General features: G+C 56.6%; 12 protein-coding genes and 2 tRNA genes. 7 read left to right on the top strand and 7 right to left on the bottom strand.

Features of this window, described 5'->3' with window-relative positions; all coding sequences use genetic code 11:
- Positions 1 to 53: 53 nt before the first annotated feature.
- On the bottom strand, positions 54 to 143 hold the full coding sequence (locus ABIE11_RS01610; protein WP_100780411.1) for a YnhF family membrane protein: 90 nt from the start codon (positions 141 to 143) through the stop codon (positions 54 to 56).
- Between the two features lie 296 nt (positions 144 to 439).
- On the opposite strand from ABIE11_RS01610, the gene purR reads away from it, so the two are divergent.
- Complete coding sequence (purR, locus tag ABIE11_RS01605) at positions 440 to 1465, top strand: HTH-type transcriptional repressor PurR (RefSeq protein ID WP_100780412.1); 1026 nt, start codon at positions 440 to 442, stop codon at positions 1463 to 1465.
- A 17-nt stretch (positions 1466 to 1482) separates the two neighbouring features.
- Here the strand turns inward: purR and punR are convergent, their stop codons facing one another.
- The gene (punR, locus tag ABIE11_RS01600) at positions 1483 to 2394 is read right to left on the bottom strand and encodes a DNA-binding transcriptional activator PunR (protein ID WP_100780413.1); all 912 of its coding nucleotides are present in this window, start codon (positions 2392 to 2394) and stop codon (positions 1483 to 1485) included.
- Positions 2395 to 2510: 116 nt separating this feature from the next.
- Here punR and punC point away from each other — a divergent pair, with 116 nt between their 5' ends.
- Together punC and cfa are read left to right on the top strand one after the other, a co-directional pair.
- Positions 2511 to 3710, top strand: coding sequence for a purine nucleoside transporter PunC (punC, locus tag ABIE11_RS01595; RefSeq protein WP_123428953.1), 1200 nt, complete (start codon positions 2511 to 2513; stop codon positions 3708 to 3710).
- A gap of 296 nt (positions 3711 to 4006) precedes the next feature.
- Positions 4007 to 5155 carry a cyclopropane fatty acyl phospholipid synthase gene (cfa, locus tag ABIE11_RS01590; protein ID WP_123428955.1) on the top strand — a complete coding sequence of 383 codons (1149 nt, stop codon included), beginning with the start codon at positions 4007 to 4009 and terminating at the stop codon, positions 5153 to 5155.
- A 30-nt stretch (positions 5156 to 5185) separates the two neighbouring features.
- Here cfa and ABIE11_RS01585 read toward each other — a convergent pair whose 3' ends face one another.
- Positions 5186 to 5827: a riboflavin synthase subunit alpha gene (locus ABIE11_RS01585; RefSeq protein ID WP_100780416.1), complete on the bottom strand. Its 642-nt coding sequence runs from the start codon at positions 5825 to 5827 to the stop codon at positions 5186 to 5188.
- 227 nt (positions 5828 to 6054) lie between these two features.
- Between ABIE11_RS01585 and mdtK the strand changes: the two genes are divergently transcribed.
- The 4 genes from mdtK to ABIE11_RS01565 all read left to right on the top strand — a co-directional run bounded on the left by mdtK (position 6055) and on the right by ABIE11_RS01565 (position 9768).
- Positions 6055 to 7428: an MdtK family multidrug efflux MATE transporter gene (gene mdtK / locus ABIE11_RS01580; protein WP_102103557.1), complete on the top strand. Its 1374-nt coding sequence runs from the start codon at positions 6055 to 6057 to the stop codon at positions 7426 to 7428.
- Positions 7429 to 7581: 153 nt separating this feature from the next.
- Positions 7582 to 7658 (top strand) — tRNA-Val (locus ABIE11_RS01575).
- Between the two features lie 19 nt (positions 7659 to 7677).
- Positions 7678 to 7754, top strand: a tRNA-Val gene (locus ABIE11_RS01570).
- A gap of 403 nt (positions 7755 to 8157) precedes the next feature.
- Positions 8158 to 9768, top strand: coding sequence for an FAD-NAD(P)-binding protein (locus tag ABIE11_RS01565; RefSeq protein WP_429183687.1), 1611 nt, complete (start codon positions 8158 to 8160; stop codon positions 9766 to 9768).
- A gap of 39 nt (positions 9769 to 9807) precedes the next feature.
- Here the strand turns inward: ABIE11_RS01565 and hisD are convergent, their stop codons facing one another.
- From hisD to ABIE11_RS01545, 4 genes are all read right to left on the bottom strand, one after another.
- Positions 9808 to 11118, bottom strand: a complete 1311-nt coding sequence (gene hisD / locus ABIE11_RS01560) for a histidinol dehydrogenase (RefSeq protein ID WP_429183685.1) — start codon at positions 11116 to 11118, stop codon at positions 9808 to 9810.
- Positions 11118 to 12260 carry an ester cyclase gene (locus ABIE11_RS01555; protein ID WP_102103554.1) on the bottom strand — a complete coding sequence of 381 codons (1143 nt, stop codon included), beginning with the start codon at positions 12258 to 12260 and terminating at the stop codon, positions 11118 to 11120. The genes hisD and ABIE11_RS01555 overlap by 1 nt, the downstream gene beginning before the upstream one ends.
- A 151-nt stretch (positions 12261 to 12411) precedes the next feature.
- Positions 12412 to 13383 (bottom strand): ester cyclase, encoded by a 972-nt coding sequence (locus tag ABIE11_RS01550; RefSeq protein WP_429183683.1) that lies wholly within the window; start codon positions 13381 to 13383, stop codon positions 12412 to 12414.
- Positions 13380 to 14450, bottom strand: a complete 1071-nt coding sequence (locus ABIE11_RS01545; RefSeq protein WP_429183681.1) for a LacI family DNA-binding transcriptional regulator — start codon at positions 14448 to 14450, stop codon at positions 13380 to 13382. Before ABIE11_RS01545 ends, ABIE11_RS01550 begins: the two co-directional genes overlap by 4 nt.
- Positions 14451 to 14458: the final 8 nt, after the last annotated feature.

Raw genomic sequence — 14458 nt, 5'->3', positions numbered from 1 at the left:
TAACAATCAGGGAACAGGCAGGAGACGAGGGAGAGAACTCTCCCCCGCTTAAATCAGTGCAGCGCAGCGGTCAGACCCGCAGCGACAATCAGGGCCAGAACAATAATGGTTGTCGTCAGCGAAAACTTCAGATCGGTACTCATCAATTTTTCTCCTTTTAATCACCCCACGAAAAGTGAGCTTGCTCATTTTTACACAGTTTACCCCAAAAATCTTCCTGGATTTAGGCTGATAACCGTTTTTGCTCTTCCCCTTTTCATCAAGATAAGACAAAATTCCACGCTAAATTTATAAGCGTACCGGCCACTGACCCCCTCCTGACGTTCTGAGTCGTTTTCCCGGCGTATCGCAATTCACATTGCGAGATAAGGGTGAGAGAAGGCAAACGTTTACCTTTAAGTATTTCAGGAGTTTAAGATATGGTCTGGAGTGACATGTAATGGCAACAATTAAAGATGTGGCGAAACGCGCAAACGTTTCCACTACAACCGTATCACATGTAATTAACAAAACGCGTTTCGTTGCGGAAGAGACGCGCAACGCCGTATGGGCCGCCATCAAAGAGCTGCACTACTCCCCAAGTGCCGTGGCGCGTAGCCTGAAGGTGAACCACACCAAATCGATCGGCCTGCTGGCGACCAGCAGCGAAGCCGCCTATTTTGCGGAGATCATCGAAGCGGTTGAGAAAAACTGTTTCCAGAAGGGCTACACCCTGATTCTCGGCAACGCCTGGAACAGCCAGGAGAAACAGCGCGCTTACCTGTCGATGATGGCGCAAAAGCGCGTTGATGGCCTGCTGGTAATGTGTTCTGAATACCCGGAGTCCGTACTCTCCATGCTTGAAGAGTATCGCCACATTCCGATGGTGGTGATGGACTGGGGTGATACCCGCGCTGATTTTACCGATTCCGTCAACGATAACGCCTTTGAAGGCGGCTACATGGCAGGTCGCTACTTGATTGAGCGCGGTCACCGCGAAATCGGCGTCATTCCGGGTCCGCTGGAGCGCAACACCGGCGCAGGCCGTCTGGCAGGGTTCATGAAAGCGATGGAAGAAGCGCTGATTACGGTGCCAGAAAACTGGATCGTGCAGGGCGACTTCGAGCCGGAGTCCGGCTACCGCGCGATGCAGCAGATCGTCTCCCAGTCGCACCGCCCTACCGCGGTCTTTATCGGGGGTGACATTATGGCGATGGGCGCCCTTTGCGCAGCCGATGAGCTGGGTTTGCGCGTGCCGCAGGACATTTCAGTGATCGGGTACGATAACGTGCGCAACGCACGCTACTTCACCCCGGCGCTGACGACCATTCACCAGCCGAAAGACTCGCTGGGCGAAACGGCCTTCAATATGTTGTTGGACCGCATCGTCAGCAAGCGTGAAGAGTCGCAGTCGATTGAAGTCCACCCGCGCCTGATTGAACGTCGCTCCGTGGCCGACGGTCCGTTCCGCGACTACCGCCGTTGATCTCCCCGAGGGGCCGGTTATTCCGGCTCCCTCAGCCACTCTCTGTTCAGCGTTTCGCTATCCCCCAGATAATCCAGCAGCCACGCCAGCGCCGGTGACATATCGTTTTGCTGCCACGTCAGGCAACAGGCCGCATCCGGGAACGGGTTTTCCAGCGTCAGCGCCACCCACTCACCGCGATCAATGCGTGGACGTGCAAAATGCACCGGCACCATTCCCACGCACAGCCCCGCAGAAAGACAGGTCGCCGACGTCTCCCAGTCCGGTGCGACCACACGGCGCTGGTTATCCAGTAACCAGGTAATCCGTTTTGGCAGCGATCGTGAGGTATCTTCCAGCACCAGCGACGGCCAGTTGCGCAACGTATCATCGCTCAACGGGCCTGCAATGGCGGCCAGAGGATGATCGCGGGCGACAACGCAGGTCCAGCTCAGAGCTCCCATATCGCGAAATGCATAGCGACCACCCACCGGGATCGCCTGGGTCGCGCCGATCGCCATCTCCACCCTGCCGTCAGAGAGCGCATCCCACACGCCGTTGAACACCTCCTGCGAGACGCGCAGCTCCACATCAGAGAAGTGGCGATAGAAATCGACGACCATCTGTCGGGTGCGTTCGGGTTTGACGATGTTATCGACCGCAATGGCGAGATGCCCGCGCCAGCCGTTCGCGATCTGCTGGCACTGCTCGCGAGTGATCATCATTTTTTTGATAACAGATCGCCCTTCTTTCAAAAACCAGACGCCCGCTGGCGTCAGAACCACGTCACGGTGACGACGCTCGAACAGCGGAACCGCCAGCCACTCTTCAAGCTGACGCACCGTATAGCTCACCGCAGAGGGGACGCGGTGGAGTTCCTGGGCCGCACCACTAAAGCTGCCGTTACGCGCGACCGCATCCACCACTTCTAACGAATATTCTGACCACATTTTCTGCCTGCAAAATTTTTGAATGCAATCACCAAATATTAGCGTTTCACAAGGCAGTTTGCACTCCCTACACTTTGCGCCAGTAATTACCTGCCCTCTTTAGGAAATAAAAAATAATGCAACCCAACAAAGGATTCCTGGTCTGGCTCGGCGGTTTAAGCGTGCTGGGCTTTTTGGCGACCGACATGTACCTGCCCGCGTTTGCCGCGATGCAGGCCGATTTACAGACCCCTGCTGCCGCCATCAGCGCCAGCCTGAGCCTGTTCCTCGCCGGTTTTGCCTTCGCACAGCTGTTATGGGGCCCGCTCTCTGACCGTTACGGTCGCAAACCGATTCTGCTCCTCGGTCTGGCGATTTTCGCCGTCGGCTGCCTGGGGATGCTGTGGGTGCGTGATGCCACCTGGCTGCTGGTGCTGCGATTTATCCAGGCGTTCGGTGTGTGTGCCGCAGCCGTCACCTGGCAGGCGCTGGTGACGGACTATTATCCCGCGTCTCGCGTGAACCGCATTTTTGCCACCATTATGCCGCTGGTCGGGCTTTCTCCGGCGCTGGCTCCCCTGCTCGGTAGCTGGATCCTGGTGCATTTTGACTGGCAGGCGATTTTCGCCACCCTGTTTATCATCACGCTGGTGCTGATGTTACCGGCCTTCACGCTAAAACCTGCCCAGCCGAAACCGGCTGAAAACCACGATAATCGCGTCACTTTCCTGTCGCTGCTGCGTTCACGCGCGTATCGCGGCAACGTGCTGGTCTACGCCGCCTGTTCAGCCAGCTTCTTTGCGTGGCTGACCGGTTCGCCGTTTATTCTGCATGATATGGGCTACAGCCCGGCGGTGATCGGCCTGAGCTATGTTCCACAGACCATCGCGTTCCTGGTGGGGGGCTACGGCTGCCGCGCCGCGCTGCAAAAATGGCAGGGACAGCAGATGCTGCCATGGCTGCTGGTACTTTTCGCCGTGAGCGTCATCGGTACCTGGGCGGTTGGCTTTATTCCACACGTCGGGCTGACTGAAATTCTGATCCCATTCTGTGTGATGGCCGTGGCAAACGGCGCGATTTACCCGATTGTAGTGGCTCAGGCACTGCGTCCGTTCCCTCATGCCACGGGCCGAGCGGCGGCGCTGCAAAACACCCTGCAGCTCGGTCTGTGCTTCCTCGCAAGCCTGATTGTCTCTGCGTTAATCGCTACGCCGCTGCTGACCACGACCAGCGTGATGCTGGCTACCGTGGTTCTCGCCGCGCTGGGTTATCGCATGCAGGCGTCAGTGAAGACGCTGGCAGAGGACACTGCCGAGGCGAAATCGTCGCAGGCGTAATCGCGCGAGCAATTATGTTACATTTCAGTCATTAGGCTGCTAACAACTTTCAGTTGAATCGCTCTTTTTTGCGGCCTATACTAAATTTGGTTCATATAAATACGATAAATATTATGTGTTAACGGGAGCCGGAGTGCTCCCGTTTTACCATGGAAGGCCTTTCGGTAAGGGTTATCTCCCTTCCTCTGTTCTACGTCGGATATTAGCCTCACGGAAAAACCGTGGGATTTCTCACAAACCATAAAAAGCGGCTACGCTGTTTGAAGGTTCTGATCACACAACGTGATGGAGAAGCTATGAGTTCATCGTGTATAGAAGAAGTCAATGTTCGGGACAATAACTGGTTCCGGATCGTCAATGAATTACTGAGTCGGGCGGGCATCGCGATTAACGGGTCTGCTCCTTCAGATATTCAGGTAAAACATCCCGATTTTTTCAAACGCGTCTTGCAGGAAGGTTCGCTGGGTTTAGGCGAGAGCTACATGGACGGCTGGTGGGAATGCGAGCGGCTGGATATGTTTTTCCATAACGTTCTGCGCGCCGGGCTGGAAAATCAGCTCCCCCACCACCTGAAGGATACGCTGCGGATCGCCTCTGCACGGTTGCTGAATCTGCAAAGTAAAAAACGGGCATGGATTGTCGGGAAAGAGCATTACGATCTTGGCAACGATCTTTTCAGCCGCATGCTTGACCCGCTCATGCAATATTCTTGCGCCTACTGGAAAGAGGCCACCACGCTCGAAGATGCACAGCAGGCGAAACTGCGTTTAATCTGCGAAAAACTGCAGCTTCAGCCCGGTATGCGGGTGCTGGATATCGGCTGCGGCTGGGGTGGGCTTGCCTGGTACATGGCGAAACATTACGGCGTGAGCGTCGTGGGCGTGACCATTTCGGCTGAACAGCAGAAACTGGCGCAAGAACGCTGCGCGGGGCTGGATGTGACCATTCTTCTGCAGGATTATCGCGATCTGGACGATCAGTTCGATCGTATCGTCTCCGTGGGAATGTTCGAGCACGTCGGGCCCAAAAATTACAACACCTATTTCACGGTTGCCGATCGTAACCTGAAACCGGAAGGTCTTTTCCTGCTACACACCATCGGTTCCAAAAAGACCGATCATTCGGTCGATCCCTGGATCAATAAATATATCTTCCCGAATGGCTGTTTACCTTCGGTTCGCCAGATAGCCGATGCCAGTGAGTCGCACTTTATTGTCGAAGACTGGCACAATTTCGGTGCCGACTACGATACGACACTGATGGCCTGGCACGAACGTTTCCTGGCATCATGGCCGGAAATTGCGGATAACTATTCTGAACGCTTCAAGCGGATGTTCGTCTATTACCTGAATGCCTGTGCGGGCGCGTTTCGTGCCCGGGATATTCAGCTCTGGCAGGTCGTGTTCAGTCGTGGCGTGGAGCATGGTTTGCGGGTCGCACGATAAAAAATAAACCCCGGATAACCGGGGTTTATTTTATTCGTCTTCCGACGTCAGTTTACTCGCTAATTCTTTCGCCGCCAGCACCCGCTCTACGGTATCCACTACCGCCTGGGTCTGGGGATCAATTTCGATATTAATGCGATGGCCGAGTTTTTTCGCCCCGAGCGTCGTGCGCTGCAACGTTTCTGGAATTAAATGCACGCAGAAACGGGTTGGCGTCACTTCTCCCACCGTCAGACTAATCCCATCCACGCCAATAAATCCTTTGTACAGGATGTATTTCATTAATGACGCGTCTTGTACCTTAAACCAGATCTGACGGTTATTTTCTGAAGTCAGGATTTTCGAAATCTCGGCGGTCGTCATAATATGACCCGACATTAAATGCCCGCCAATCTCATCGCTGAACTTCGCCGCGCGCTCAACGTTAACCATGTCGCCCACCACCAGCTCTCCGAGGTTGGTAATACGCAGCGTCTCTTTCATCAGATCAAAGCTAATACGGTTGCCGTTAATTTCTGTCACTGTCAGACAGCAGCCGTTGTGTGCCACCGATGCCCCGGTCTCCAGACCGTCGAGCATATATTCCGGCAGCTCGACCACATGGGTACGGAAATTAGGTTTTTCATCTATGGACACCAGTTTTGCAGTGCCCTGCACGATACCAGTAAACATGCTTACCACTCCTGTATTATCCCAACGGTAGTGACACCGTTTAATCGCAACACAATAACAGTTGGAAAAACAGGTTGCCAGCGGAGCGCATTTTCTGGCGATTTTTTCACTAGATAAATAGAGAAACCCCGCTACAATAGCTGGCATTCCCCCTGTTTTTTCTTCTTGCTGCCAGTTTCGGCGGGTTTTTTAGTCTCTCAAATAACAACAAAACAAAAGGTGTTCACGTGCAGAAGTACATGAATGAAGCGCGTCAGTTATTAGCGCTGGCAATACCGGTGATCATCGCGCAGGTCGCTCAAACCGCAATGGGATTTGTGGATACGGTTATGGCGGGTGGTTACAGCGCCACCGATATGGCCGCCGTTGCTATCGGTACCTCTATCTGGCTTCCGGCTATTCTGTTCGGCCACGGACTGTTGCTGGCCCTTACGCCGGTTATCGCCCAGCTTAACGGCTCAGGCCGACGCGATCGTATTGCCCATCAGGTGCGTCAGGGCTTCTGGCTCGCCGGATGTGTCTCCGTTCTGATCATGATTGTGCTGTGGAACGCGGGCCATATTATTCGCTCGATGCACAATATCGACCCGGCCCTGGCCGATAAAGCCGTCGGCTATCTGCGTGCGCTGCTGTGGGGCGCGCCCGGCTACCTGTTCTTCCAGGTGGCGCGTAACCAGTGTGAAGGGCTGGCGAAAACTAAACCCGGCATGGTGATTGGCTTTATCGGGCTGCTGGTAAACATCCCGGTGAACTATGTCTTTATCTACGGTCATTTCGGCATGCCAGAGCTGGGCGGCGTGGGCTGTGGCGTCGCGACGGCGGCGGTCTACTGGGTCATGTTTGCCAGCATGCTCTCTTACGTCAAACGCGCGCGCTCAATGCGCGATATCCGCAATGAGCCGGGTTTCGGCAAGCCGGATATGAGCGTGGTGAAACGTCTGGTGCAGCTCGGTCTGCCTATCGCGTTGGCGCTGTTCTTTGAAGTGACGCTGTTTGCGGTCGTCGCCCTGCTGGTCTCCCCGCTGGGGATTGTCGACGTGGCAGGCCACCAGATTGCGCTGAACTTTAGCTCGCTGATGTTCGTACTGCCAATGTCCCTTGCGGCAGCGGTAACGATCCGCGTCGGCTATCGTCTGGGGCAGGGTTCGACGCTCGATGCACAGACGGCGGCACGTACCGGCCTGATGGTGGGCGTGTGCATGGCGGCCTGTACCGCCATCTTTACCGTGTTGCTGCGCGAGCAGATCGCCCTGCTTTATAACGACAATCCGGAAGTGGTGATCCTCGCCTCACAGCTGATGCTGCTGGCGGCGGTATACCAGATTTCCGATTCGATTCAGGTGATCGGCAGCGGTATTCTGCGTGGGTATAAAGATACGCGTTCGATCTTCTTTATCACCTTCACCGCCTACTGGGTGCTCGGGCTGCCGAGCGGTTACGTGCTGGCGCTGACGGATCTGGTGGTCGACAGAATGGGTCCGGCCGGTTTCTGGATGGGCTTTATCATCGGATTAACCTCCGCCGCGATCCTGATGATGCTGCGTATGCGCTTCCTGCAACGTCAGCCATCGAATGTGATTTTGCAACGCGCTGCGCGTTAATTACCCGCTAGCCGTCTACGGGCGGCTACTTTCTCTTCATTTTGCGCGGGAATGAAGCAATCGCGTGAAATACGGAAGAAAATTGCATTTTCCCTCTTGCCTCATCCCGTCACTGTCGCTAATATTCGACCCCGTTGTCACAGACAACATGATGCGTCCGTAGCTCAGTTGGTTAGAGCACCACCTTGACATGGTGGGGGTCGGTGGTTCGAGTCCACTCGGACGCACCATCAAAAAAATCTGTACAGTGCGTCCGTAGCTCAGTTGGTTAGAGCACCACCTTGACATGGTGGGGGTCGGTGGTTCGAGTCCACTCGGACGCACCAATTCAGATTCAATCTCTTCAGCATTCCCTCCCTTTTCAACATTCCAGAATATCCCTGATTAGCCCGTTAATAACAGGCATTGCTGCTCTCTCTCGACGACGTTTCCCGTTTTACATTTTCACCGCTTAACCCTCTGCTTCTTTGCGCGAATCCTGTTTCATCCCATGACGTAATGTATTCCACTGGCGAGATCCTGACGGATAACGGCTTTCTGATGACGTTCCCGCTTCTGCTATAGAAATAGTGACAGCGTATATACTGTTTGATGTACGGGAAATCCGGCACTAAAAGCGGTGATGACTCAGAAATGGACGAGGGCAGACGGGCGAAAGGCGTTAACGCCCGGCGAAGTCGGCGCCCGGTTGCCCTCCAGGAATCAAACAATAATAACGGGTGAGAATGGATGAAACAGATTGCGATTATCGGTGCCGGCCCCACCGGCATTTATACCCTTTTCTCTCTGCTGAAAAATCAGATGCCACTGGCCGTGGATATTTATGAGCAGGGCGACGAGGCCGGAGTTGGCATGCCGTACAGCGATGAAGACAACTCGCGGATGATGCTCGCTAACATCGCCAGCATCGAAATCCCCCCGCTCTTTTCGACCTATCTCGACTGGCTGCTTACCCAGAGCAGCGAACACCTGGCACGCTACGGTGTGCAGAAATCCTCCCTTCATGACCGCCAGTTCCTGCCACGCATTTTGTTGGGCGAGTATTATCGCGACCAGTTTTTACAGCTGGTCGCACAGGCGAAACAGCGCGGATTTACCGTCAAGGTGCAGGAGTCCTGCCAGGTTAATGACCTGGAGGTGACGCCTCAGGGCGTCAAGGTCTGGGCGGAGAACCGGGCAGAACCCGCGACGTACGATCTGGCGGTGATCGCCACCGGTCACGTCTGGCCGGACGAAGAGGAATCAACGCGCTCGTTCTTCCCCAGCCCCTGGTCGGGATTGATGGAAGCCACTATTCGCGCCTGTCGCGTTGGCATTATGGGCACCTCCCTCAGCGGGTTAGATGCGGCGATGGCGGTCGCCATTCAGCACGGTGAATTTATCGAGCCGGAAAATCAGCCCGTGGAATTCAGGCTCGACAAAGGGAGCGATGCGCTCGACATCGTGCTGATGTCCCGCTCGGGCATTCTGCCAGAAGCCGATTTTTACTGCCCTCTCCCCTACGAGCCGCTCACCCTCGTCACGGAACAGGCCATCGAAAAAGCGATCGCCGCAGGATCTGAGGGGCTGCTCGATCGCGTGTTCACTCTGATGACGCAGGAACTTGAGCTGGCCGATCCACAGTGGAGCCACGCCATTGGCCTTGAAGCGCTGAACGTCGATACCTTCCACGACGCCTATTTTGCCGAGCGCCACAAACACGATCCCTTCAGCTGGGCGCAATCCAATCTCGATGAGGTCGAGCGCAACAAACGTGATAAACGCACGGTGCCCTGGCGCTACACCATTTTGCGGATGCATGAAGTGGTGCAGGAGATCGTCCCGCATCTGACGGATAAGGACCGCAAGCGTTTTGACGCCGGGCTGTCGCGCATTTTTATCGACAACTATGCGGCCATTCCCTCCCAGTCTATTCGTCGGCTGCTGGCGCTGCGCGAGGCCGGCATTATCAGCGTGCTGGCGCTGGGTGCGGACTATAAAAGGGATGTGCAGGACGACAGGACGATCATTATGGCGAAGGGAGAGCGTTATGAATTCGATCTCTTTATTGATGCCCGCGGACAAAAACCACTGAAGACCAAAGATCTGCCGTTCCCGACGCTGCGCCAGCAGTTACAGGAAAACGGCGATGAGATCCCGGACGTCGGTGAGGATTACACCCTGCTGGCACCCGACAGCGTGCGCGGGCGCATCGCCTTTGGTGCTCTGCCGTATCTGATGCACGATCAGCCCTTTGTGCAGGGGCTGACCGTGTGTGCGGAGATTGGCGAGTCGATGGCGAAAGCGATCACCCAACGCGCATCGCGCGCGCGTCGTCGCCTGCCATTCAGCGAGGAGTAAGGCCTGGCGCGGGGCCTGGCGCGGGGCCAGGCTGCTGATTTAATCGCGCGTGCCCGAGGTGATTGCGTCAATCGCCTCAGGCCGCAGACGAATCTCCGCCGCGCGCCGGTGCCCCTGCATCCCTTCAGTGCGGCTCTGGCGTATCGCCGGTTCCGCAATCGCCGCAATGCCTTTGTCATCAATCCACTGGTGGGTACAGATTTTCACATAGGCGCCCACCCACAGCCCGCCGGTGTAGCGCGCCGCCGCCATCGTTGGCAAGGTGTGGTTGGTCCCACAACATTTGTCCGAAAACACCACGCTGGCGTTCTGGCCGATAAACAGTGAACCGTAATTGCGGATCTTCGCCGCCGTGCCGTGCGGATCGCGGGTGTGCACCTGCAGATGCTCCGTCGCCATAAAATCGGCTAACGCGATCAGCTGCTCCTCGGTGTCACACAGCACGATTTCGCCCTGACGACGCCAGGCTTCACCCGCCGTAGCCGCCGTCGGCAGCGTGGTCAGCTGACGTTCGATCTCCATCAGCGTACCTTCGGCAATGGCGCGACTGGTGGTCGCCAGCCCGACGCGGGTATGGACGTCATGCTCGGCCTGCGCCAGCAGATCCGCCGCCAGAATACGCGGATCGGCGCTGTCATCGGCGACGGTGAAGATTTCGCTTGGCCCGGCCAGGGCATCAATCCCCACTTTGCCAAACACCTGACGCTTGGCTTCGTTCACAAAGGCGTTGCCCGGCCCGACGATTTTATCCACCGCCGGAACGCTGTCGGTTCCCCAGGCCATCGCCGCAATCGCCTGCGCCCCGCCGATTTTGAAGATCCGATGTGCACCCGCCAGATGGCAGACGGCAATCATCGCCGGATGAGCGGCGGGCGGCAGACAGGCGATAATCTGCTCGCAACCCGCGACCGTTGCCGGAACAATCGACATCACCGGCGCCGAAAGGATCGGATAACGCCCCCCCGGTACGTAACAGCCGACGGTCTGCACGGGAATAATGCGGTGTCCGAGATGCACGCCCGGCATGGTTTCCACCTCCAGCGGCTGCATGGTCGCCAACTGCGCCTGGGCAAAACGGCGGACCTGCGCAATGGCGAACTCGCTGTCGCGCCGCGTCTGCGGATCCAGATCGTTCAGCGCGTTTTCAATCTCCTGCGCCGTCACTTCAAACTGCTCTGGCACCACGTTGTCGAACTGCTGTGAAAATGCCCTTAGCGCCGCATCGCCTTCCGTTTTCACGCGCTCGATGATGGCGCTGACTTTATCCGTTAATGTACGGTCGGCCTGCGCATCCTGCCCCTGCGGCCGCTTGATCCAGCTCACCTGTTCCGTAATCGCTTGTGCAGACATTACGCCTCCTCCATCTGGCCGAGTTTGATTTGCGCCAGCAGCGCCAGGTGGTCGTACACCACCCATTCATCGACGATTTTGCCGTTGACGATGTGGTAGTGGGACATGCCCATCACGAACAGACGCTCGCCCGTCGGTTTGCCCAGCGCGCCGTAGCCCAGGTGGTGGCCTTCGATAATCCAGCGCACCGCCACTTTCACCCCGCCCTCATCGCATGGATTCGAGCAGATATGCTGCGGCAGCCATGCGCCATCAGGGATCATGCCGATCAGCGCCAGCGTCTGGTGCGTCACCGCCGCCGTGCCGTACAGCTCTTTCATTAACGGGCCGTGCCACTGCACGGTCGGGGCGTACACCTCTTTGATTTTGCCCAGCATCCGACGGTTATAGATCTCATGCAGCCAGCGCAGAAGCTGCTCTTCGGTGTCCGTGTGGGCGATAGAGACGTCACAAGCCACATCCGGCGGATACTGGCCGAGCATCCGGCCGTTCTCGCCAATATCGGTGACGCGAAAACCTTTATCGAACTGCTCTTTCGCCATGTTAAAGGCGATTTCATCGGTGTTCAGCCCAAGCTGCTTCATCAGCGACATGTTGTCGCTCACCACCCACTCACGGTAAATTTTGTTTTCGTGGATCATACAGTCGGCGACGGTACGGTTCACAAAGGTGCGATTGGTCGGTTTGCCCAGATGGCTGTACTGGGTGTGACGCCCGCTGCCGGTCACCAGATGCGAGGTATAGAAACCGTCCACGTCATTGCCGTTCCAGATAACCTGGGTCGCCATGCCGCGACGCTCCGGGAACGCAATTAAGCGCTGGAGCGTATCCTGCACGACCTGCTCGCGGTTATAGAGGGTTCCCAGCGCGTTATATAACACGCAGTTGTGGGTGTAATGGGTGTAAATTAATCCGACATCACGCTCATCCCATATTTTATGGGTACAGCGGACAATATAATCGACAATATCCGTATAACAATCATCGAAGCCTCGTAATGATTGGGCACGCGGACGTTTTTCCGGAACGAGATCAATAAAGTCACGACGCTCGACCTGTAATACCGGCTCGTCTCGCGCGGGTTTGCTATTATTTTTCTCGGGTACTGCTGGAGCTTTATTGGTTGCTTCAGTTGAAGACATATGACCTCCTGCATTTCTTTTCAGACAAAAGGATCCCGCACCCGGAATGGATGGAGAAATTAACCGCAGAACCTAATACGGCGATGTAGACAGCGTTAATAAAAGAAGAATAGCGGGAGGCGAACCTCCCTTTTTTATTTCACAATCTAATTTATTTCACAATCTGCGACCAGATCGCTAACTCATCGACACCCAAGTATTCGCGAATAATTAAACCATCACGTAATTCGAGCTGGGTAATACCGGTAATTGAAATGGGTTTACGGGTGGGCGCGCCAAATTTACCGTAGCCATCGTGCCAGGTCAGCAGAGACCAGCGCAGGGAAATGCGCACCGGCTCGTTCGGATCTTTGCGCACAATCAGGTGGTGCAACTGGGTTTCACTGTCCGCAAACGACGCGCGATAGCCCGACAGCCAGGCGCCGATCTCCTGCTCGCCCGTGGCCATGCAGTGCCCCGGTCCATAGAGCGTCGCGGCAGTATGGTACAACCCCGGCACCGTGCCGCCGTTGCCCCCCGCCCACATAGTCAGATAGCGCTCGACCACACCCGCCAGCGGCCCGTCGATATCATCACCTTCCGGGCCACCCGCCCAGCGTGCGTCGAGGGTTTCGGCCGATTCCGGCTCAATGCCAAGCTGCTGCTGCGTGGCGGAAAGGCTGCGGGCGAACTCACGAATATCCAGCCCCAGTTGAGAGACAATCGCCGCCCGATCCTGGAGCAGCCACTCCTGGCGCACCGCGCCGTCGGCGCAAATGCGGTCTGCCCAGGTGCGCACCCACACATTTTTCCCGGTCGGCGCACCGAAAAAACCCTCCCCCTGATGGCGAATCGACGCCACCGTGCGCTGCGCCGCGTAATACTCCTCGCCCGGCGTGTGGCTGCACAGGATATCTTCCGTCAGCACAGAGCGTTGCGGGAAGCTGTGCATCGCCTCCAGGGTCAGGCGCATAAATTGCGACAGTTCGTTAAGCTGTTTTTCCGGCGTAATAAACACCACCGGCGTGGCGTAGAAATCCGCCAACTGACCGATATCCTTCTGCTCCCAGACCACGTGGGTCAGCGTCAGAATAAATTGCTGAATAGAGTCGAACTGGGGGCTGAAGCCCGGCAATCTGCTCATTTGACCTCCTGAGGCTGGAACAGAGATAAACCGTCTTTTTCGATGACTCCCGTGCGCGGGCGACGCGCCGAATGGCGAACCACCAGCATACCGGGCAGCGTAATTTGTTCAGGCTCGATGTTGCCGCTGTCGATCTGCTTCATCAGTAATTCCACCGTCGCTGTCACCATCGCCTCCACCGGCTGCGAGGCCGAGGTTAAGGCGTAGGACGGCCAGCCGGACGGCCCGATGTCGTCGTAGCCAATAATCGACACATCCTCCGGCACCCGCAGGCCAAATTCGTAGCGCGCCACGTCCATCACCATCACCGCCATATGATCGTTGGCGACAAAAATGGCGTCTGGCGCAGGCGTCTTAGTGAAAAGCGAATACGCCGCGCGAGTAGTTTGCTGCGCGTCATAGTTACCGTTCACCACCTCTACGTCTGTGACACCGTGCTCCGCGAGCGTGTCGAGATACCCCCGCTGGCGGGCGATATTCACCGACGAATCTGCGACGCCGCCCACGTAGGCGAAGCGCTTGTGCTCTCCGGCGAGCAAGAATTCAGCAATCTGCCGCGCGGCGGCTTCGTTGTTGCTGTTGACGCTCGACGCCATTCCGCTCTCTTCGCTGCGATTGAACAGCACCACCGGAATTCCGGCGGCCAGACACTCCTGAGAGAGATCCAGCGACAGCGTCACCGACGCCAGCACAATCCCGTCGACGCGATACTGCATAATCTGGTCGAAAATGCGATCGACGTTGCCGTCCCTGTCGCCGACAAACAGCAGCAGGTGGTAGTTAAGCGTATCCAGCTTCTGCGCCAGCGCTTCCAGCACCTGCGGATAAAACTGGTTATCAAAATAGGAGATCACCACGCCGATAATGCGCGACCGAGCCGTGTTGAGCGAACGGGCAATCGCATTCGGGCGATAGCCCAGCTCACGCGCCGCCTTGAGCACTTTTTCACGCGTGGTGGGCGAAATGCTCGCCCCCGGCGTGAAGGTGCGGGATACCGCTGACTGCGACACCCCTGCCAGCTGTGCCACCTGCTGGCTGGTCACCGCCGCAAACGTCTTACGCTTCATTACCCTGG

Origin of the sequence: Lelliottia sp. 489, from assembly GCF_050435885.1 — a bacterium.
GTDB classification, from domain to species: Bacteria; Pseudomonadota; Gammaproteobacteria; order Enterobacterales; family Enterobacteriaceae; genus Enterobacter; species Enterobacter nimipressuralis.
Note: the sequence above shows the minus strand (reverse complement) of the source record. Positions and strands in the feature narration are given on the sequence as shown.